This is a genomic window from Curtobacterium sp. MCBD17_026, from assembly GCF_003234895.2.
In the GTDB taxonomy this organism is placed as follows: Bacteria; Actinomycetota; Actinomycetes; order Actinomycetales; family Microbacteriaceae; genus Curtobacterium; species Curtobacterium flaccumfaciens.
The window spans coordinates 3,068,642-3,089,649 of record NZ_CP126281.1; the positions used below are offsets into that span (position 1 = coordinate 3,068,642).

Annotated in this window: 19 protein-coding genes; 4 read left to right on the forward strand and 15 right to left on the reverse strand. The window is 71.3% G+C overall.

The annotated features are described in order from the left end of the window. Positions 1–18 precede the first annotated feature (18 nt). The 14 genes from DEI85_RS14570 to infC all read right to left on the reverse strand — a co-directional run bounded on the left by DEI85_RS14570 (position 19) and on the right by infC (position 14,898). On the reverse strand, positions 19–717 hold the full coding sequence (locus tag DEI85_RS14570) for a DNA-3-methyladenine glycosylase (protein ID WP_110862351.1): 699 nt from the start codon (positions 715–717) through the stop codon (positions 19–21). Beyond that, the gene (gene argH, locus DEI85_RS14575; RefSeq protein WP_110862352.1) at positions 714–2,150 is read right to left on the reverse strand and encodes an argininosuccinate lyase; all 1,437 of its coding nucleotides are present in this window, start codon (positions 2,148–2,150) and stop codon (positions 714–716) included. The genes DEI85_RS14570 and argH overlap by 4 nt, the downstream gene beginning before the upstream one ends. Positions 2,151–2,232: 82 nt before the next feature. Further along, positions 2,233–3,429 carry an argininosuccinate synthase gene (locus DEI85_RS14580; RefSeq protein WP_110862353.1) on the reverse strand — a complete coding sequence of 399 codons (1,197 nt, stop codon included), beginning with the start codon at positions 3,427–3,429 and terminating at the stop codon, positions 2,233–2,235. Positions 3,430–3,447: 18 nt separating this feature from the next. Further along, on the reverse strand, positions 3,448–4,371 hold the full coding sequence (gene argF, locus DEI85_RS14585; RefSeq protein ID WP_110862354.1) for an ornithine carbamoyltransferase: 924 nt from the start codon (positions 4,369–4,371) through the stop codon (positions 3,448–3,450). Next, on the reverse strand, positions 4,368–5,591 hold the full coding sequence (locus DEI85_RS14590; RefSeq protein WP_111124047.1) for an acetylornithine transaminase: 1,224 nt from the start codon (positions 5,589–5,591) through the stop codon (positions 4,368–4,370). The genes argF and DEI85_RS14590 overlap by 4 nt, the downstream gene beginning before the upstream one ends. Further along, a complete protein-coding gene (argB, locus tag DEI85_RS14595; protein ID WP_071405141.1) occupies positions 5,588–6,640 on the reverse strand; it encodes an acetylglutamate kinase in 1,053 nt (350 codons plus the stop codon). The genes DEI85_RS14590 and argB overlap by 4 nt, the downstream gene beginning before the upstream one ends. Beyond that, a complete protein-coding gene (gene argJ, locus DEI85_RS14600) occupies positions 6,640–7,839 on the reverse strand; it encodes a bifunctional glutamate N-acetyltransferase/amino-acid acetyltransferase ArgJ (protein WP_110862355.1) in 1,200 nt (399 codons plus the stop codon). Before argJ ends, argB begins: the two co-directional genes overlap by 1 nt. Further along, a complete protein-coding gene (locus DEI85_RS14605; protein ID WP_110862356.1) occupies positions 7,836–8,933 on the reverse strand; it encodes an N-acetyl-gamma-glutamyl-phosphate reductase in 1,098 nt (365 codons plus the stop codon). The genes argJ and DEI85_RS14605 overlap by 4 nt, the downstream gene beginning before the upstream one ends. A 77-nt stretch (positions 8,934–9,010) precedes the next feature. Then, positions 9,011–11,503 (reverse strand): phenylalanine--tRNA ligase subunit beta, encoded by a 2,493-nt coding sequence (gene pheT, locus DEI85_RS14610; RefSeq protein WP_111124046.1) that lies wholly within the window; start codon positions 11,501–11,503, stop codon positions 9,011–9,013. Next, entirely contained in the window at positions 11,503–12,543 is a 1,041-nt protein-coding gene (gene pheS / locus DEI85_RS14615; RefSeq protein ID WP_111091314.1) for a phenylalanine--tRNA ligase subunit alpha, read from the reverse strand. The genes pheT and pheS overlap by 1 nt, the downstream gene beginning before the upstream one ends. A gap of 96 nt (positions 12,544–12,639) precedes the next feature. Beyond that, on the reverse strand, positions 12,640–13,491 hold the full coding sequence (locus DEI85_RS14620) for a TrmH family RNA methyltransferase (RefSeq protein WP_110862359.1): 852 nt from the start codon (positions 13,489–13,491) through the stop codon (positions 12,640–12,642). Positions 13,492–13,556: 65 nt separating this feature from the next. Beyond that, positions 13,557–13,940, reverse strand: coding sequence for a 50S ribosomal protein L20 (gene rplT / locus DEI85_RS14625; RefSeq protein WP_017887975.1), 384 nt, complete (start codon positions 13,938–13,940; stop codon positions 13,557–13,559). A gap of 28 nt (positions 13,941–13,968) precedes the next feature. After that, the gene (gene rpmI / locus DEI85_RS14630) at positions 13,969–14,163 is read right to left on the reverse strand and encodes a 50S ribosomal protein L35 (protein WP_017887976.1); all 195 of its coding nucleotides are present in this window, start codon (positions 14,161–14,163) and stop codon (positions 13,969–13,971) included. A gap of 60 nt (positions 14,164–14,223) precedes the next feature. Continuing rightward, the gene (gene infC, locus DEI85_RS14635; RefSeq protein ID WP_081827403.1) at positions 14,224–14,898 is read right to left on the reverse strand and encodes a translation initiation factor IF-3; all 675 of its coding nucleotides are present in this window, start codon (positions 14,896–14,898) and stop codon (positions 14,224–14,226) included. Between the two features lie 314 nt (positions 14,899–15,212). Between infC and DEI85_RS14640 the strand changes: the two genes are divergently transcribed. Continuing rightward, entirely contained in the window at positions 15,213–15,563 is a 351-nt protein-coding gene (locus DEI85_RS14640) for a DUF1844 domain-containing protein (RefSeq protein ID WP_110862360.1), read from the forward strand. Positions 15,564–15,638: 75 nt separating this feature from the next. Here DEI85_RS14640 and DEI85_RS14645 read toward each other — a convergent pair whose 3' ends face one another. Further along, complete coding sequence (locus DEI85_RS14645) at positions 15,639–16,928, reverse strand: phosphotransferase (RefSeq protein ID WP_111124045.1); 1,290 nt, start codon at positions 16,926–16,928, stop codon at positions 15,639–15,641. A gap of 128 nt (positions 16,929–17,056) precedes the next feature. On the opposite strand from DEI85_RS14645, the gene DEI85_RS14650 reads away from it, so the two are divergent. The 3 genes from DEI85_RS14650 (at position 17,057) to DEI85_RS14660 (ending at position 20,976) form a co-directional block, all read left to right on the forward strand. After that, positions 17,057–18,529 (forward strand): CYTH and CHAD domain-containing protein, encoded by a 1,473-nt coding sequence (locus DEI85_RS14650; protein ID WP_111124044.1) that lies wholly within the window; start codon positions 17,057–17,059, stop codon positions 18,527–18,529. 20 nt (positions 18,530–18,549) lie between these two features. Then, positions 18,550–19,005 carry a MaoC/PaaZ C-terminal domain-containing protein gene (locus DEI85_RS14655; protein ID WP_111124043.1) on the forward strand — a complete coding sequence of 152 codons (456 nt, stop codon included), beginning with the start codon at positions 18,550–18,552 and terminating at the stop codon, positions 19,003–19,005. Positions 19,006–19,095: 90 nt separating this feature from the next. Further along, the gene (locus tag DEI85_RS14660) at positions 19,096–20,976 is read left to right on the forward strand and encodes a glycoside hydrolase family 2 protein (protein WP_111124042.1); all 1,881 of its coding nucleotides are present in this window, start codon (positions 19,096–19,098) and stop codon (positions 20,974–20,976) included. Positions 20,977–21,008 lie beyond the last annotated feature (32 nt).

Sequence of the window (21,008 nt, forward strand, 5' to 3'; positions counted from 1 at the left end):
GGAGGCCCGTGGCCGGGTTCACGAGTCCAGCGCGCCCTTGTGCCGTCGGTACGTCGAGACCGTGGGGTCGCCCGTCAGCCAGAAGCGCCAGGGGTACCGCACCCCGCCGGCGATGCCGCCGACGCCGGTGCGCGGGCCTCGGGAGATCCGTGGGACCGCAGCGCCCGCGGGCGGACCGGCCAGGGTCTCGGACAGGAGCTCGTCGATCACGTGGGCCGGTCCGGCGGAGGCGAGCCGGGCCTCCAGGCCGGGGGCCAGGGTGAGCACGAACGGACCGGACCCGTCGAGGAGTGACGTGCCGTCGTCCTGCCCGAGGACCGCTCCGAGCGCACCACCGAGGTTGCCGGGCCCGCGTGCCAACGCGACGTCCGCGACCTTCGAACCGCGACGCGCTCGCGCGACGTCCAGGCCCTCGACGACCTGCGCACCGCGCAGCAGGGAGCCCGACGAGGTGCCGGTCGGCCCGCTCACCACGTTGACGCAGGTGTGGATGCCGTACGAGCGGTAGGCGTACAGCGTGCCGGGCGGACCGAAGAGGTGGCGGTTGCGCTCCGTCATCCCCCGGTGACCGTGGGATCCGGGGTCGGTGGGGCCGGAGTAGGCCTCGACCTCGGTGATGCGGAGCGCCACGCCACGCCCTGCGATCGTCGCACCGAGCAGGGCCGGCGCGATGATCGGGGCGGGCTCGGCGAGCAGCGCGGCGATCCCACGGCTCATCGCGAGAAGGGCGCGCCCTCGGCCAGGTCGCGGACGCGGCGGGTGACGGACGCGAGCTGCTCGGCGACCCGGTCGGGTGCGGTGCCACCGACTCCGGACCGCGATGCGACGCTGCCCTCGATGGTCAGGACGGAACGGACGTCGGGCGTGAGGTGCTCGGACACCGACCGGTACTCGTCGTCGGTCGGCTCGTCGAGTTCGATGCCGCGCTCCTCGCAGTACCGGACGAGCGCGCCGGAGACCTCGTGCGCATCCCGGAACGGGACGCCCTGACGAACCAGCCACTCGGCGACGTCCGTCGCGAGCGAGAAGCCCTGCGGCGCGAGCTCGGCCATCCGGTCGGTGTCGAAGGTCAGGGTCGCGATCATGCCGGTGAACGCGGGCAACAGGACCTCGAGCGTGGCGACGGAGTCGAAGACCGGCTCCTTGTCCTCCTGCAGGTCGCGGTTGTACGCCAGCGGCAGTCCCTTGAGGGTCGCGAGGAGCCCGGTCAGGTTGCCGATCAGGCGCCCCGACTTGCCTCGTGCGAGCTCGGCGATGTCCGGGTTCTTCTTCTGCGGCATGATGCTCGAGCCGGTCGAGAACGCGTCGTGGAGCCGGACGAAGCCGAACTCCTTCGTGTTCCAGAGGATGATCTCCTCGGACAGGCGCGAGACGTCGATGCCGATCTGCGCGAGGACGAACGCGAACTCGGCGACGACGTCACGAGCTGCCGTGGCGTCGATCGAGTTGTCCGCCGGACGGTCGAAGCCGAGCTCCGCGGCGATCGCGGCGGGGTCGAGGCCGAGGGAACTGCCCGCCAGCGCACCGGCACCGTACGGGCTGACGCTCGCGCGGCCGGCCCAGTCGCGGAGGCGCTCGAGGTCGCGGACGAGCGGCCAGGCGTGCGCGAGCAGGTGGTGGGCCAGGAGCACGGGCTGTGCGTGCTGCAGGTGCGTGCGCCCCGGCATGATCGCGGCCGGGTGCTCGGTGGCCTGCTGGGTGATCGCGTCGACGAGGTCGATCACGAGCCGGCCGATGCGCCGCCCGTGGTCGAGCATGTGCATGCGACCGAGGGTGGCGATCTGGTCGTTGCGGCTGCGACCCGCGCGGAGCTTGCCGCCGAGCTCGGGACCGAGGTCGGCGATGAGCAGGCGTTCGAGAGCGCCGTGCACGTCCTCGTCGGAGTCGTCGGGCTGCAGTGCGCCGTCGGCGTGCGCCGCTTCGAGCCGGTCGAGGCCGGCGAGCATGCGTTCGAGCTCGTCGGCGGTCAGGTAGCCCGCGGTGTGCAGCGCTCGGGCATGAGCACGTGACCCCGCGATGTCGTAGGGCGCGAGCTGCCAGTCGAAGTGCGTCGACTTCGAGAGCGCGGCGAGGGCCGCACTCGGGCCGTCGGCGAAGCGGCCGCCCCAGAGGGCGCCGGTGTTGGTGGCGTCGGTCTTCTCGTCGGTCATGTCGTCCTGCGTCGTTTCGTCGGTACTGGGCGGGCCGGGGGCTGGGGCCGCGGGCCGTTGGTCGGTGCGCTGCGGCTGTCGGTCAGTTCGCCGCGTCGCGGCGGGCGGAGATCTTGCTGGGCAGTGACCAGAGCTCGATGAACCCCCTGGACACGGACTGGTCGAACGCGTCACCGGTGTCCGACGTCGCCAGGTCGAAGTCGTAGAGGCTCTGCTCCGACCGGCGGCCCGTCACGGTGGCACGCCCGCCCTGCAGCCGCAACCGGACGTCGCCGGAGACGTGCTGCTGGGTGTGCTCGACGAAGGCGTCGAGGCTGCGCTTGAGTCCGCCGAACCACAGTCCGTCGTAGACCAGGTCGGCCCACTCGGACTCGACGCCACGTTTGAACCGGGCGACGTCGCGCTCGAGGGTGAGGCTCTCGAGCTCCTCGTGCGCGGCGATGAGCGCGATCGCTGCCGGCGCCTCGTAGACCTCGCGCGACTTGATGCCGACGACCCGGTCCTCGACGACGTCGATGCGCCCGACCCCGTGCTTGCCGGCGACGGCGTTGAGCTCCTGCACCATGCGCAGCACGCTGAACCGCTGCCCGTCGAGGGCGACCGGGACACCGCGGTCGAAGGTGATCGTGACCTCGTCGGCCTGCTGCGGGAGCGCCGGGTCCTGCGTGGCCGCGTAGAGGTCGGCGGCGGGGGCGTTCCACGGGTCCTCGAGGAGCCCGGTCTCGACGGCTCGGCCCCAGACGTTCTGGTCGACCGACCACGGCTCCCGTTCCGAGTGCTGGATCGGCAGCCGGTGCTCCTGCGCGTACGCGATGGCGCGGTCGCGGGTCAGCGCGAGGTCCCGCACCGGGGCGACGGTCCGCAGGTCCGGTGCGATCGCCGCGACTGCTGCCTCGAAGCGGACCTGGTCGTTGCCCTTGCCGGTGGAGCCGTGCGCAACACTGTCGGCACCGAGTTGCTTCGCCGTCAGCGCGAGGTGCTTCGCGATGAGCGGGCGGCTCAGTGCCGAGACGAGCGGGTACCGCTTCTGGTAGAGCGCGTTGGCCCGGAGCGCCGGCACGATGTACTCGTCGGCGAACTCGTCCTTGGCGTCGACGACGAGTGACTCGACGGCGCCGCAGTCGAGCGCACGCTGCCGGACCGCCTCGAGGTCCTCTCCGCCCTGGCCGACGTCGACCACGAGTGCGACGACGTCCTTGCCGGTGGCGTCGCGCAGCCAGCCGATCCCGACGGAGGTGTCGAGACCGCCGGAGTACGCGAGGACGACGCGGTCAGCCACTGGTGTTTGGTCCGTCGGCTAGTCGTTGGCGAGCAGCCAGGCCAGCAGCGCCTTCTGGGCGTGCAGACGGTTCTCCGCCTCGTCCCAGATGATGCTGCGCGGGCCGTCGATGACGTCAGCGGTCACTTCGAACCCACGGTCGGCCGGCAGGCAGTGCATGAAGACGGCGTCGTCGGCGGCGTGCGCCATGAGCGCGTCGTCGACGCGGTACCCCGCGAAGGTGTCGAGACGCGACTGCTTCTCGGACTCCTTGCCCATCGACACCCAGGTGTCGGTGACGACCACGTCGGCACCCGCGACCGCGGCCACCGGGTCGGTCACCACGAGGACGGATCCGCCCGTCACGGCGGCGCGTTCCTCGGCGTCGGTGACGACCTGCGCCGAAGGGGAGAACTCGGCAGGGGCGGCGACGCGGACGTGCATGCCCGCCGTCGCCCCCGCGAGCAGGTACGACTGCGCCATGTTGCTCGCGCCGTCGCCGATGAACGCCACGGTCTGCCCGGCGAGGGCACCGCGGTGCTCACGGATGGTGAGCAGGTCGGCGAGGAGCTGGCAGGGGTGGAAGTCGTCGGACAGCGCGTTGACGACGGGGACCGTCGTGCCGGCGGCCATCTCCTCGAGCCCGGCCTGACCGTAGGTGCGCCACACGATCGCCGACACCATGCGCTCGAGCACACGGGCGGTGTCCGACGGGGTCTCCTTGCCGCCGAGCTGGCTGTTGGCCGTCGAGATGATCAGCGGGCTACCGCCGAGGTCGGAGATGCCGACGTGGAAGGACACCCGGGTACGGGTCGACGACTTGTCGAAGATCACCGCGACGCTCTGCGGACCGGCCAGCGGCTTCTCCGCCCAGCGGTCGGCCTTCATGCGGTCGGCGATGTCGAGGATCGCGGACTGCTCGACCTGGCTCAGGTCGTCGTCGCGGAGGAAGTGGCGGGTCATGCGGTGGGCTCCTGCGCTGCGGCGACGGCCGCGAGGCTCTGGGCGAGGATCGACAGGAACTCGTCGATCTCGGCGTCGGACACGATGAGCGGCGGCGCGATGCGCAGGCTCGACTCGTTGGGGGCGTTGATGATGAGGCCACGCTCGAGGGCGGCTGCGTTGACGGCCGGACCGATCGGACCGGTCAGACCGACGCCGATGAGCAGGCCGGTGCCACGGACCTCTTCCACCAGCGGGGAACCGATGGCGCGGATGCCGTCACGGATCCGCTCGCCCTTGACCACTGCGCCGGCGACGAGGTCGGCGCGCTCGATCTCCTCGAGCACCGCGTTGGCGACGCGGGTGCCGAGCGGGTTGCCGCCGAAGGTCGAACCGTGCTGCCCGGCCGAGAACAGGTCGGACGCCCAGCCGAACGTGACGAGGGCGCCGATGGGGAAACCACCGGCGATGCCCTTGGCGACGGTGATGGCGTCCGGCGTCACACCGTGGCCCTGGAACGCGAACCAGTTGCCCGTCCGGCCGACACCCGTCTGGATCTCGTCGAGGATCAGCAGTGCGCCGTGCTTCGCGGTCAGTCGGCGTGCCGCCAGCAGGAAGCCCTCTGGCAGGTCGACCACGCCGGCCTCGCCCTTGATGGGTTCGAGGATCAGGGCGGCGACGGAGTTGTCGATCGACGCTTCGAGCGCCTCGATCGAGGTGTCGATGTGCTCGACACCCGGGATCATCGGCAGGAAGTCCTGCTGCAGCGCGGGCTTGCCGGTGAGCGCGAGCGCGCCCATGGTGCGGCCGTGGAAGCCCTGCTTGAGCGCGAGGATCCGGGTCTTGGTGCCGTCCGCACCCTTGTTGAGGCGGGCCAGCTTGAACGCGGCCTCGTTCGCCTCGGCGCCGGAGTTGCCGAAGTACACCCGGCCCGCGTCGCCCGCGCCGGTGATGCGCTTGAGCCGCTCGGCGAGTTCGAGCTGCGGCGGGGTGGCGAAGTAGTTCGACACGTGCACGAGCTTCGCGGCCTGGTCGGCGATCGCCTCGACGAGGGCGGGGTGCGCGTGGCCGAGCGAGTTCACCGCGATGCCGGCGAGGAAGTCGAGGTACTCGTTGCCCTCGACGTCCCAGACGCGGCATCCCTGGCCACGATCGAGCATGATCTTCGGCGGGGTCAGGGATCGCATGAGCGACGCCCCGAACCGGTCGTTCCAGGTCTCGGTCTGCGTCTCGGTGCTCACTGCTGGTGTCCCTTCTCGTCCGTACCCGCCACGTGCTGGCCGGTACTGCTGTCGATCGACGGCGACGCCACGCGACGGCCGATCTCGGCGTGGGTCATCTGGTTCTCGGTTCGTCGGCTCGGGTCCGGGATCACCTCGGTGCCCGCACCCCGCAGGGTGAAGACCTCGAGCAGGATCGAGTGCGGGATCCGGCCGTCGATGATCGTCGCACCGCCGACCCCGCCGACCACGGCGTCGAGGCACGCGGTCATCTTGGGGATCATCCCTGACTCGAGGCTCGGCAGGAGCTCGCGGAGCTCGTCGACCGCGATGAGGTCGACGATCGAGTCACGGTCGGGCCAGTTGCGGTACAGCCCGGGGACGTCGGTGAGCATCATGAGCTTCGAGGCCCGGAGCGCGATCGCCAGGGCACCCGCCGCAGCGTCCGCGTTCACGTTGAGTGCCTGGTCGGGGTGCGCGTCGTCGATCGCGATGCTCGAGACGACCGGGATCCGGCCGGCCTCGATCGCGGCGAGCACGCCGGACGGGTCGACGTGGGTGATGTCCCCGACGTGGCCGAGGTCGTACTCCTGCCCGTCGACGACGACGCCCTTCTTCTCGCCGGTGAACAACGAACCGCCGTCGCCGAACACGCCGACGGCCAGGCCCTCGCCGTGTTCGTTCACCAAGTCGACGATCTCGCGGTTGACCTCGCCGGCCAGGACGTCGCGGACGACCGTGATCGCCTCGGTCGTCGTGACGCGGTAGCCGCCGCGGAACTCGGACTCGATGCCCTGTTCCTTGAGGGCGGCGGAGATCTGCGGACCCCCGCCGTGCACGACGACCGGGTGCAGGCCGGCGTAGCGCAGGTAGACCATGTCCTCGGCGAAGGCGCGCTTCAGGTCCTCGTTCACCATGGCGTTGCCGCCGAACTTGACCACGACGACCTTGCCCGAGAAGCGCTTGAGCCAGGGCAGCGACTCGATGAGCGTCGCGGCCTTCACCGCGGCGAACTCGTGTTCTTCTTCCTTCGTGAGGGGCGTGCCGGCCCCGTTCGTGTCGGCCGCCATCAGCTGGAGTACGCGCTGTTCTCGTGCACGTAGTCGTGCGTGAGGTCGTTGGTCAGGATCGTGGCCGAGTGCGTGCCGACACCGAGGTCGATGCGCACGTGGGTGTCACGCGGGGTCAGGTCGACGGAGTCGCTCGGCTCGTCGGGTGCGCCCGCATGGCAGACCCGGACGCCGTTCATGCTGACGTCCACCGCGTACGGGTCGAACTCGGCGTCGGTGGTGCCGATCGCTGCGAGCACCCGTCCCCAGTTCGGGTCGTTGCCGAAGACGGCCGCCTTGAACAGGTTGTTCCTGGCGACGCTCCGACCGACGGTCACGGCGTCTTCCTCGGTCGCGGCGTGCACGACCTCGATCGCGATGTCGTGGCTCGCGCCCTCGGCGTCCTGCTGCAGCTGGCGGGCCAGGTCGGCACAGACCGCGGTCAGGGCCTCCTGGAAGTCACCGACCTCGGGCGTCACGCCGCTCGCACCCGACGACAGCAGGACGACGGTGTCGTTCGTGGACATGCACCCGTCGGAGTCGACCCGGTCGAACGTGATGCGGGTGGCGGCGCGGAGCGCCTGGTCGAGCTGGTCCGGCGTCTGCACGGCGTCGGTCGTGATGACGACGAGCATCGTCGCGAGACCCGGGGCGAGCATCCCAGCGCCCTTGGCCATGCCGCCGACGGTCCAACCGTCCTCGGTCACCACGGACTGCTTGGCCTTCGTGTCCGTCGTCATGATCGCGGTCGCCGCATCGGGACCGCCGTCGTCGCTGAGTGCCGCACTCGCCAGGTCGACGCCACGGAGCACGTTGTCGCGGAAGCTCTGGTCGCCCACACCGATGAGCCCGGTGGAGCAGACGACGACGTCGCCGGCTCCGATCCCGAGGGCGTCGCCCACGGCTTCGGCCGTCAGGTGCGTCGTCTGGAAGCCGAACGGGCCGGTGAAGCAGTTCGCGCCGCCGGAGTTCAGGACGACGGCACGGGCGACGCCGTCACCGACGACCTGGCGGGACCAGATGACGGGGTGGGCCTGGGCTCGGTTGCTGGTGAAGACGGCGGCCACGGCCGCGTCGGGGCCGTCGTTGACGACGAGGGCCACGTCCGGCTTGCCGCTCGTCTTCAGGCCGGCGGTGACACCGGCGGCGCGGAAGCCCGCTGCCGCGGTGACGCCCTGGAGGCCCGGCTCGGTCTGGGTGGTCGTGCCTGCGTCGGTCACGGTGCGACTCCGTCCACGCTGAGGCCCGTGGTCTCGGGGAGACCGAGGGCGATGTTCGCCGACTGGACGGCGGCGCCCGCCGTGCCCTTGGCGAGGTTGTCGAGCGCGGTCACCGCGACGACGCGGCCGGCGGCCTCGTCGACGGCGATGCCGACGAGCGCGGTGTTCGCACCGATCGTGTCCGCGACCCGGGGGAACTCGCCCTCGGGCAGCAGGTGGACGAAGGGCTCGTCGGCGTACGCCTGTTCCCAGGCGAGCCGGACGTCGCGTGCGCTGACGCCTGGCGAGAGCTTCGCGGTGGTGGTCGCCAGGATCCCCCGCGACATCGGGACCAGGACCGGCGTGAACGAGATCGTCACGTCGGAGGCTCCCGCGACCTGCAGGTTCTGCTGGATCTCGGGGACGTGCCGGTGCGAACCGCCGACGGCGTACGCGCTGGCGGACCCCATGATCTCGGAGGCCAGGTAGGTGGTGCTGAGCTTCTTGCCTGCACCGCTCGGGCCGACGCTGAGCACCGCGACGAGGTCGTCGGACTCGACGAGGCCGGCCTGGATGCCCGGCTGGATGCCGAGCGTCACCGCGGTGACGTTGCAGCCGGGTACCGCGATGCGCTTCGTGCCGACCAGGGCGGAACGCTGCTTGCCCTGCGACGCGATGTCGTCGACCTCGCGCCATTCATCGGCCGAACCCGGGGCGGGTGCCGCGAGCAGGAGCTCGGGCAGACCGTAGGTCCACGCGCCGAAGTAGTCACCGCCGTAGAACCGCTCCCACGCCGCCGGGTCCGTCAGACGGTGGTCCGCGCCGCAGTCGATGACGAGCGCGTCGTCGCCGAGTTCCGCGGTGATCGCACCCGACTGCCCGTGCGGCAGCGCCAGGAACACCACGTCGTGCCCGCGCAGCGTCTCGGCCGTCGTCTCCGCCAAGGTCAGGTGCGACAGCGAACGGAGGTGCGGCTGGGTCGCGATCAGGGGCTGTCCGGCGTTCGAGAACGCCGTCACCGTCCTGACCTCGAACTCGGGGTGGGCGGAGAGCACGCGCAGGAGCTCACCACCCGCGTAGCCGGAGGCTCCCGCCACGGCGACGGATACGGACATGGGATTCCACCTTTGGTCGGACTGGTCGTCGAGAGAGTCGGAGGCGGCGACCCCGGGCGGTGCTGATCCCGTGTGGGTCAGTCGCGCAGGGTCGCCCCGAATCGCTCGCCGGCACGTCGGACAGCGCCGTCACGGGCCTCGGTGGCCTCGGCAGCGGTCAGCGTGCGGTCCGTGGCACGGAAGCGCAGGGCGAACGTCAGGGACTTCTGTCCCTCGTCCACGCCGGAGCCCCGGTAGTCATCCACGAGCCGAGCATACTCCAACAGGTCCCCGGCGCCAGAGCGCACCGCATCCAGCACGTCACCGGCCGGCACGCCGACGTCGACGACGAGCGAGAGGTCCTGCGTGGCTGCCGGGTACGAGACGATCGGCGCGACCGCGACGAGTTCCGGGGCCGCGGCGACCAGCGCGTCGAGGTCGAGCTCGACGACCGCCACCACGCGGGGCAGGACGGCGGCCTCGGCCAGTTCGGGCAGGAGCTCTCCGGCGACGCCCACGACCGTGCCGTCGACGAGCAGCGACGCGGCACGGCCCGGGTGCAGTGACGGGTGGGTCGTCTGCGCGACGGTGAGTTCGACACCGACGGCCCAGGCGACCTGGCGGGCCGCGTCGATCGCGTCGGCGATGCCGAACGGTTCTGCCGTGGCACCGGGCTGCTTGACGACCCGGTGGCCGGTGAGCAGTGCGGCGACGTGGAAGGGCTGGGCGGGCAGCGAGGCGTCCAACGCCTCGAGCGTTGCACGGCCGGGCCGGGCGGCGCCCGCCGGGACCTCGTCGGTGCCGAGCGTCACGCCCGTCACCGGCAGGAACACCCGGGACGTCTCGTAGAGCGCGACGTCGACGAGCCCACGCGACACGTTGCGACGGGCGGCGTCGACCAGGGCCGGCACGCCACTGCGGCGCAGGAGGTTCTGCTCGCTGTCCAGGGCGTTGGCGAGCACGACGCTCGGTCCGCCCTGCGGGTCGATCCCCGGGTAGGCGTCCTGCGTGGCCGCCGACACGAACGGTGCAGTGACGACCTCGGTCAGGCCCGCCGCGGCCAGCGCCGAGGCGACCCGGCGACGAGCCTGCTGGTGCCGGGTCAGGCCCCGACCGGGCGGAGCGACCGGCAGCACGCTCGGGATCCGGTCGTAGCCGACGATGCGCGCGACCTCTTCGACGAGGGTGGTGTCGTCGGTCAGGTCGGGACGCCAGGTGGGCGGGGTGACCGCGAGCTGCTCGCCGTCGGCCTCGACCGTGGCGCCGACCGCACGGAGCGTGTCGATGACCTCGGCGTCGGTGTACTCGACGCCGACGAGCTCGGCCGGACGCGAGAGGCGCATCGTCACGGTCGCCCGCGGCTCGCTGTCGACGAGCGTCGACCCGAGGGCGTCCGCGGTGCCGCCGGCGAGCTCGACGAGGAGCTCGACGGCACGGTTCGCCGCAGCCTCGGCCACCTGCGGGTCGACCCCACGCTCGAAGCGCCGGGATGCCTCGCTGGGGAGCTTGTGGCGACGAGCGGTGCGGGCGATGGAGACCTGGTCGAAGCCGGCGGCCTCGATCAGGACGTCGGTCGTGCTCGCCGAGATCTCGGTGCGGGCTCCGCCCATGACGCCGGCGAGGCCGACGGGACCGTCGTCGTCGGTGATGACGAGGTCTTCGGGGTCGAGCTTCCGGACGGTGCCGTCGAGGGTCTCGAGCGTCTCGCCGGCGGTCGCGCGGCGTACGCCGAGGCCGCCCGCGATGGTCTGCAGGTCGTAGCCGTGCAGCGGCTGACCGAGCTCGAACATGACGTAGTTCGTGATGTCGACGGGGAGTGAGATGGAGCGCACGCCAGCCAGGGAGAGGCGCGACACCATCCAGGACGGTGTCTTCGCGGCGGGGTCGATCCCGCGGACGACACGGGTGACGAACGTCGACGCTCCGACACGACCCCGGATCGGGCCCTGGTCGTCGATCGTGACCCGGAAGCCCTCGGCCGAACGCGGTGCGACGCGGTCGACGGGGTCGTGGAAGCTGGCTCCGGTGGCGTGCGCGTACTCACGGGCGACCCCGCGCATGCTGAGCACGTAGCCGCGGTCCGGCGTGACGTTGATCTCGACCGCGGCGTCGTCGAGGCCGAGGAGCGCGATGGCGTCGGCGCCGACGGTGGGATCCATGCCGAGGTCGGCGAAGCGCAGGATGCCGTCGTGCTCGTCGCCCAGCCCGAGCTCTCGGGCCGAGGCGATCATGCCGTCGGACACGTGCCCGTAGGTCTTGCGGGCGGCGATCGGGAACGGCCCGGGCAGGACTGCGCCGGGCAGCGTGACCACGACGAGGTCGCCGACGTCGAAGTTGTGTGCGCCGCAGACGATGCCTCGGGGCTCGGCCTCGCCGACGTCCACCTGGCACCAGTTGATGGTCTTGCCGTTCTTCTGCGGCTCGGGGACGCGCTCGAGGACCCGACCGACCACGATGGGTCCGGTCAGGTCGAAGGTGTGGACGTCCTCTTCCTCGAAGCCGACCGACACGAGCGCCGCGTGGACGTGCTCGAGGGTGACGTCCTCGGGGAGGTCGACGGACTCACCGAGCCAACGGAGTGGGACGCGCATCAGACCACCGTTCCGAACTGCTGCGAGAAGCGGATGTCGCCCTCGAGGAAGTCACGCATGTCGTTCAGGCCGTTGCGGAACTGCAGTGTCCGCTCGATGCCCATGCCGAACGCGAAGCCCTGGTACTCGTCCGGGTCGATGCCGGCGGCACGCAGGACGTTGGGGTTCACCATGCCGCAGCCACCCCACTCGACCCACCGCGCGCCACCCTTGGCGTTCGGCTGCCAGACGTCCATCTCGGCGCTGGGCTCGGTGAACGGGAAGTAGTTCGGGCGGAGCCGGATCTGCGCCTCGGCGCCGAACATCTGCCGGGCGAAGTGCTCGAGCGTGCCGCGCAGGTGCGCCATCGTCAGGCCCTTGTCGATCGCGATGCCCTCGACCTGGGTGAAGACCGGCAGGTGCGTGGCGTCGAGCTCGTCGGCCCGGTAGACGCGACCCGGCGCGATGACGTACAGCGGGAGGTCACGCGACAGCAGCGACCGCACCTGCACCGGCGAGGTGTGGGTGCGCATGACCAGGTGCCGGTCGACCGGCTCGACGAAGATCGTGTCCGCCATGGCCCGGGCCGGGTGGTCCTGGTCGAAGTTCAGCGCGTCGAAGTTGAACCACTCGTGCTCGAGCTCGGGGCCTTCTGCCACCTCCCACCCCATGCCGACGAAGATGTCGGCGACGGCTTCGTTCAGCAGCGAGAGCGGGTGGCGGGAGCCGGTGGCTCGGTGGACCGGCAACGCGGTGACGTCGACGCGCTCGGCTTCGAGCCGTGCGCGCTCCTCGGCCACCGCGAGGACGGATTCCTGCTCGGCGATCGCCGCGTTCACCCGCCCGCGGGCCTGCCCGACGAGCTTGCCCGCCGCGGCCTTCTGCTCCGGCGGCACACTGCGCATCGATGCGTTCATCCGCGCCAACGGTGACTGCTCACCGATGTGCTCGGCCCTGGCCTGCTTCAGTTCGGCGACCGTCGTCGTGGCACGGACGGCAGCGAGGGCCGCGTCCACCGCGTCGGCGACGGCCGATTCGCTGATCTCGAGAGGTTCTGACACGAGACCCAAGCCTACCGGCCGTCGGGATACCACCCGCCTGCACCGAGCGGACGGTGGATGGCCGACGCCGGCTACCGGCCTGTGGAGGGAGGAGCGTCAGCTCCGGAGCGCGAAGGCCGACTCGTACAGGCACACCGACGCGGCCGTGGCGAGGTTCATCGACTCCGCCTGCCCGTAGATCGGCACCTTGACGGCCCGGTCGACGAGGGCCAGGTCATCGGCGGTGAGTCCGCGGGCCTCGTTGCCGAATACCCACGCGGTCGGACCGTCGAGCATCCCCTCGGCGCGGACCACCGGCAGGTCGTCGCCGGAGACGTCCGCCGCGAGCACCGTGTACCCGAGGGCCTTCGCACGCTCGATCGTGTCCGCCAGGGTCACGCCGACGGACACCGGCACGTGGAACAGCGACCCGGTCGTCGACCGGACGACCTTCGGGTTGTACGGGTCGACCGAGCGTCCGGTCAGCACCACCGCGTCGGCGCCGGCCGCGTCGGCGGCCCGGATGATCGTGCCGGCGTTCCCCGGGTCCCGCACCTCTTCGAGGATGGCGACCAGTCCGGGCAGCGCGGCCTGGTCGTCGGACGCACCACGGGCCTCCGGGTCGGCGGCGGCCGCAGCACGGTCCGGGAAGACGTCCTTCACCGACGTCGGGAACTGCTGGCACACCGCCACCACGCCCTGCGGGGTGACCGTGTCGGCCATCGCGTCGAGCACCTGCTCGGTCACGAACCAGGTGTCCACCGGCGCGTCGTCGAGCCCGTGGCGGGCAGCGGCGGTCGGGGTCACGTAGAGCTCGCGCAGGAGCTCAGGGGCGTACTCCAGCGCTTCACGGACCGCTTGGGGCCCTTCCAGCAGGAACAGGCCGGTCTCGGCCCGGACGTCCTTCTTGGCCAGGGCCGCAACGGCCTTCACGCGTCCGGCACGGGGGTTCTCGAGGAGATCGCTCACGACCCAAGTCTAGGAACGACGAAACCCCCGCCGTGCGGCGGGGGTTTCGCGAGCAGAAGAACTGACTACGCAGCCTTCGGAGCCGAGGTGTCGGCCGGGAGGGCCTTCTTCGCGGTCTCGACGAGCGCGGTGAAGGTCTCGGGGTTGTTCACCGCGAGGTCGGCGAGGATGCGACGGTCGACCTCGACGCCGGCCAGGTTGAGGCCCTGGATGAGGCGGTTGTAGGTCAGGCCGTTCGCACGGGACGCAGCGTTGATGCGCTGGATCCAGAGGCGACGGAACTCGCCCTTCTTCGCGTGACGGTCGCGGTACGCGTAGACGAGGGAGTGGGTGACCTGCTCCTTGGCCTTGCGGTACAGGCGCGAACGCTGGCCGCGGTAGCCCTCGGCGCGTTCGAGGATGACGCGGCGCTTCTTGGCGGCGTTGACCGCTCTCTTTACTCGTGCCATTGCACTATTCCTTTACGATCTGCGGGGCTCAGTGGCCGAGGAGCTTCTTGACGTTCTTCGCGTCACCCTTGGAGAGGACCTGGTCCTCGTTCAGGCGGGCCTTGCGCTTGGAGCTCTTGACCTCGAGGTTGTGACGCATACCGGCCTGCTGCTTCATGATCTTGCCGGTACCGGTGACCTTGAAGCGCTTCTTCGACCCGGAGTGGGTCTTCTGCTTGGGCATGGTGGTGCCTTTCCGTGGGATGGGTGGGGGGCCGCGTCGTTGCGGGGTCGGTCCGGGGACCTATTCGGCCGCGGCGTCCGTGGATTCCGCAGCTGCCTCGGACGTGGAACCGGCCTCGGCCTCGTCCTTGCCCTTCGCGGCGTGCTCGGTGGCACGACGCTCGGCCTTCTGTGCAGCACGCTTGGCGTTCTGCTCGCCCTTGACGTCGGACTTGTTCTTGAGCGGGGCGATGATCATCGTCATGTTGCGGCCGTCCTGGGTCGGACGCGACTCGACGACGCCGAACTCGGCGATCTCTTCCGCGAACTTCTGGAGGAGACGGACACCCTGCTCCGGACGCGACTGCTCGCGGCCACGGAAGAGGATCATCGCCTTCACCTTGTCGCCGCCGAGGAGGAACCCCTCGGCGCGCTTGCGCTTCGTCTCGTAGTCGTGCACGTCGATCTTCAGGCGGAAACGGACCTCTTTCAGGTCCGTGTTCACCTGGTTGCGACGAGCTTCCTTGGCCTTCTGAGCGGCCTCGTACTTGAACTTGCCGTAGTCCATGATCTTGGCCACGGGCGGCTTCGAGTTCGGCGCGACCTCGACCAGATCCAGTTCGGCTTCCTGCGCGAGACGCAGTGCCATGGCGATCGGGACAACGCCGACCTGCTCACCCTGCGGACCGACGAGTCGGACTTCGGGAACGCGGATTCGGTCGTTGGTACGGGGATCGGTGATGCGGAGCTCCTTCAATCAGGTGGTGGCCGTCCGGGGCGTTTGCCCTGGACGACAGCACGAGAGAGGAGATCTGACGCACGGGATGTCGACCCGTTCGGCAGCCGCCCTGCATCGGATCCGTGGGATCCGACCGACGAGCACAGCACGTGCACTCGCGGAGCGGTGGTGACCCGGTAGCCTGGTGGAACGCGGCCGCGGGTGGGAGAGACTCCTCTTTCGTGACACCGTCCGGGTGTTGTCGAGGATCTTGACGTCAGGAGAACTGATGTCGAGGGAACTGACGGCACACGGACAGCATCTGCCGCGAGCAAGCCTAGCAGAGGAGCACCGTGAGCGACACCCCGATCGACGACACCGGCATCGACGCCGCCAGGGACATCGCGGAGGTGCCGGCGGTCGAACTCATCAACACCGTTGCGGTGCACCTGCTCAGTGCCGCGGCCGTGAAGGTCGGCCTGGCCGACGACCCGCAGGAACAGACCGACCTGGACGAGGCGCGGAAGCTCATCACCGCGCTGGCCGGCCTGGTCACCGCCGCCGCGACCGAGATCGGCGACCACCACGCCCGCCCGCTCCGCGACGGACTGCGGTCACTGCAGCTCGCCTTCCGCGAGGCGTCGGCGATACCGGACGCGATCGGTGCCGGACCGGGCGAGAAGTACACGGGTCCCGTCAACTAGACGACGTCACCCGATGACGGACGGGAGGCCCGTGGCGGTGTCGCCACGGGCCTCCCGTCCGTTCGTGGGTCGCGCTCAGGACCCGCTGTCACCGACCAGGCGCGCGACGGCCGCGAGCGGGATCCCGACCCAGTCGGGTCGGTTGCGGGTCTCGTAGACGACCTCGTAGACCGCCTTGTCGAGCTCGAAGGCGTCGAGCAGTGCGCTGTGGGCGGCGAGGTCCGCGCCGGTTCCCTGCTGGTAGCCCTCGAGGAAGCGTGCGCGCGCCTCGGCTGCCCAGGAGGCGGCGTCGGCCGGCTCGGCATCGTGCGCCAGCGCACCCGCGACGTAGTCGAACGAGCGCAGCATGCCCGCGACGTCGCGAAGGGTGACGTCCGGCAGCGAGCGTTCGTCGAGGGGGCGGAGGGGTTCGCCCTCGAAGTCGAGGAAGACCCACCCGCGGGGTTCCGGTGCCGACAGGACCTGTCCGAGGTGCAGGTCACCGTGGACGCGCTGCAGGTCCGGCCACGCGGCGTCAGCGGCACGGGCGTAGACGGCGCGGATGGCGTCGGCGTGCTCGGCGACGGCCGGGGCCTCGCGGGCGGCGGTGTCGAGTCGGGCGTGCATCGTCGCGACGGCGACGTCCCGTCGGGACGCGTCCGCCGGTTCCGTCGGCAGCGCTCCCGCCAGGGTGCGGTGCACGTCGGCGAGCGCGGTGCCGAGCTGCTCCGCGCGGTCACCGAACGGGGTGCCGGCCTGCGCCTCCTGCAGGGCGACGCGCCAGGCGTCGTCGAGCCCGGGCAGGAACTCCTGGGCGAAGGCGAGGTGACCCGTCGCCGTGCCGTCCGGGCGTCCGACGTCGGGCCAGTCGGCGCGGAGGGCACCGTAGACCCGCGGCACGCGCGTGCTGCCCGCCGCCGTGAGGGCGAGCTGCGTGGTCACGTCCGGGTTGTCGCCGTGGTGCAGCACGCGGAAGACCTTGATGATGACGCGGTCGCCCGACTCGGTGTCGCAGATGACCGAGGTGTTGGACTGCTCACCCGTCAGGACCCGGGCCGCGGTGACCCGGCCGATCGGGCTGAGGCTGTCCGGTGCCGCGTCGATGCGTGCGGCGAGCGCCGAGACCCATGCGAGGTCGGTGGTGGCGTCGACGATCGCGCCGTCGGCGTCGCTGGTGATCGGCGACTGGTAGAGGACGGGGACCGCGGGGGCCTCGTCGAGCACCAGCCGGGTCCCGTCGTCGGTGGAGATCGTCCGGAGGCGTGGCACGGACCCCTTCGAGGCGTACCAGCGGCGGTCGGCGATCCAGGACTCGAGGTCGCGGTCGCTCGGCGTGCTGGTGTCGGGGGCCGTGGTGCTGGGGGCGCTGGGTGCTCCGTCGCTCATGCAGCGGAACCTACGCGCCGGGGCCTGGCGAGGTGCCGAGTCCTCCACAGGACGCGCTGGCGAGCGCTCCGTCCACGGAAGCCCGCTGCCCCCGGTCTGACACGGGCGCGTCGGACGACACTTGCGGCATGCCCCGATCCGCTGCCGCTCCTCCCCCCGCCGCTGACGCTGCACGTGCGCTCCCCGATCCCCGCCGGACCTGGCGGATCCTCGACGACCGCAGGCTCCCCGCACTCGAGCCGTTCGTCGCCGACGTGCGCCGTCACGATGCGGTGACGGTGCGCGAGACGGTGTGGGACTCCGACGACCGGGTGCTCGCCGCCGAGGGTGTCGTGCTCACACGGTTGCCGGACGGCGCCTGGACGATCGACCGGGGTGGGGACGGGATCGACCCGGAACCGCTCGGGAGCGCGTCCGACGATCCCCCACGGGACGCCGTCGAGGTGTTCCTGCGTGGTCGTCCCCTGCGGGTGGTCCTGGTCCGTGACACCGCCACGACGCTCGTGACCCTCCGCGGCGGCGACGGCCGGGTGCGGGCCGAGGTCGCCGACGTGCGCGTGGACGACGGCGACCCGGACACCACCGTGCTGCGGTCGTCGCGGTGGTGGGCCCTGACGGACGACGGACGCGACGGCGCCACGGCACGAGCGGCCGAACGAGCCCTGCACGACGCGGCGACCGATCCGGTGGACGTCGCGTCGGTTCCGCTCCCCCGAGGCCCGGAGCCCACCCCGGAGCGACGACGCGGCCGAGCGAAGCGCCCCCGGCCGGACACCGCCGCCGGGTTCGTCCTGCGGGTGCTCGATGCCCTGCGGCGTGACCTCGTCGCGGCGGACCCCCGTGTACGAGCCGACGAGCCCGAGGCCGTGCACGACCTGCGGAAGGTGCTGCGTCGCCTGCGGAGTGTGCTCGCGGCGTTCCGCGGCGCGCTCGACCGTCAGGCGACGGAGGAGCTCCGTGCCGCCCTGGCCCAGACCGGGCGGATCGCCGGGACCGCTCGCGACGCCGAGGTGCTGCACGCCGGCCTGTCGCGGTCCGCGGCACGAGCCCCCGCCGGGTACGTGGACGCCGCGACCCTGGACCGCATCGGTTCGGAGACCGCGGGACGTCGCAGCGTCACTGCGGCCGAACTCCGGCGGGCGCTGCGCTCCGACGCCTGGTTCCGGACACTCGACACCCTCGACGACCTGCTGCTGCGGGCACCGGCCGGGCCACACGCGGACGACGACGCAGCCGCGTTCGTCACCAGGCGCATCCGGCACGAGTGGGCCCGCGTCGGTCGGCTGCTGGGTGATCCCAGCGATGACCTCGACACCCTGCACGAGGTCCGGAAGGCCGCGCGCCGGTTGCGCTACGCACTGCAGGCGGCCGGTGACCTGCCCGACGTGGGGAAGCGGCGACTCGGACGGCTGCGACGGGTGCAGGAGACCCTGGGCGAGACGCTCGACGCCGCACACGCAGCCGATGCGTACCGACGGCTGGCCGCTGTGGCAGCGCAGCACGGCGAGGACACGTTCGGGTACGGCGTCCTGGCGACGACCGAGCAGGCGGCCGGCACGCAGGGCCTGCACCGATCGCGGAAGCTGCTCGCCCGGCTCTGACCGGATGCGAGAATCGGGCCGTGCCGCACTACTTCGAGGACCTCGCTGCCGGACAGACCTTCACCACGCCGGGGCGCACCATCACCGAGGCGGACGTGGTGTCGTTCGCCTCGTGGACGAACGACAACAACCAGGTGCACACGGACGTCGAGTTCGCGGGGAGGACCCGGTACGGGCAGCGGATCGTGCACGGGTTGCTCGGCACCTCGCTGTGCCTCGGGCTCATCGCACGCACGGGCGTGTTCGAGGGGTCCGCGGTGGCACTGCTCGGGATCGACCAGTGGCGCTTCACCGAGCCGGTGTTCATCGGGGACACCGTGACCTGCACCGTCGAGGTCCTGGGCACCCGGCTGACGAGTTCGGGCAGGACCGGGATCGTCGAGCGAGCGGTGGCACTGCGGAACCAGCACGGCGTGGTCGTCCAGCGGGGACGGATGGACGTCATGGTGCTCACCCGCGACGCCGCGATCGACTGAGCGACCGCTCGACGAGAGCCCCGCAGAACCTGCTCCGCGCAATCCTGACTCCCTCTTTACAACGATGTACCAGCACGGGAGCATGGACGCATGAGCACGCTCGACGGCACCGTGGCCGCACCTGAATCCGCTTCCGCCCCCGGCCTCCCCCTCGCTTCGCGGCAGGACGGCACGTACCCCCGGCCGCAGATGCTCCGCACCGCGTGGGCCGACCTCGACGGCACGTGGTCGTTCCGGAACGACGGCGACGACCCCGCCTGGCACACCGGCTTCACCGACGCACGGGACATCGTCGTCCCGTTCCCGCCCGAGTCCCCGGCCTCGGGCATCGACGAGCCCGGCTTCCACCCCGTGGTCTGGTACTCCCGTGCGATCACCCGCTCCGAGCTCGACGCCGCCGGGTTCGGCGACGGCGCCCCTCGACTCGTCCTGCACTTCGGCGCCGTCGACCACCGCGCCCGCGTCTGGATCGACGGGCAGTTCATCGGCGGACACGAGGGCGGCCACACTCCGTTCTCCTTCGACGTCACCGAAGCGCTGGCCACCGACCCCGACGCCGTGCACACCCTGGTGGTCCGCGCCGAGGACGACCCGCACGACCTGACCCAGCCGCGCGGCAAGCAGGACTGGCACGAGGACCCGCACGCGATCTGGTACCGCCGGACCACCGGGATCTGGCAGACGGTCTGGCTCGAGGCCGTGCCGACCGCCTCGATCGCGTCCCTGCGCTGGACGAACGTCGACCACGCGACCATGCGGCTGACGGTCCGGCTCGACGGTCACCGCACCGGCGGCGAGCGCCTGCGCGTCGAGGCCCGCTGGGACGACCGCGACGAGCACCTCGCCACGATCGAGACCACCGTCGGCGAGACCGGCGACGAGTTCGACGTGGTCGTGCCGATCGCGCGGCAGACGAACGGGCAGGCCGAGGACGAGCTGCACTGGACGCCGGACACGCCCCGGCTGATCGACGCCACGGTCGCGCTGCTGCCGCGCTCCGGCAACGGCACGACAGCGAGCACGGGCGCGCTCGACGCCGTCGCCAGCTACTTCGGGATCCGGACGGTCGGGGTCGACGGCGGCGCGTTCCTGCTCAACGGCCGACGCCACGACGTCCGCAGCGTCCTGAACCAGGGCTACTGGCCCGAGTCGCACATCGCCGCTCCGTCCCGCCAGGCACTCCGCCGCGAGGTCGAACTCATCAAGGAGCTCGGCTTCAACGCTGCCCGCAACCACCAGAAGATCGAGGACCCGCGGTTCCTGTACTGGGCCGACCGACTCGGGCTCATGGTGTGGGGTGAGGCCCCCGGCGCCTACGCGTTCTCTCCCCGCGCCGTGCAGCGTCTGGTGCGCGAGTGGATGGACGCCGTCGAGCGTGACGCCTCGCACCCGTCGATCGTCACGTGGGTGCCCGCCAACGAGAGCTGGGGCGTGCAGCACATCGCCACCGACCCGGCCCAGCAGGCCTACGCACGGGCCCTCGCCGACGTCACGCGGGCATTGGACCCGACGCGTCCGGTGATCTCGAACGACGGCTGGGAGCACACGAACTCCGACATCGTCACGATCCACGACTACGAGGGCGACGGACCCCGGCTCGCGGGGACCTACGCGGACGAGACCGCACGTGCCCGACTCCTCGGTGGCATCGGCCCGGCGGATCGCCGCATCCTGGTCGGCGGCGCCGAGGACCTCGGCCAGCCGGTCATGCTCACCGAGTTCGGGGGCGTGAACTACCAGCCGGGCGTGCAGCGCGAGGACGGCTGGGGCTACACGTCGGCCAGTGACGGCGACGACTGGGTCGCCCGCATCACCGCCCTGTACGACGCGATCCGTGCGAGCTCGTTCCTCGCCGGGTCCTGCTACACGCAGCTCACCGACACCATGCAGGAGACGAACGGCCTGCTCAACGCAGACCGGTCCCCGAAGGTGCCGATCGAGCAGATCCGTCGCGCGGTCACGGGGCGCTAGCCGGGAGGCCCGCACTTCGGGAGCAGCAATGG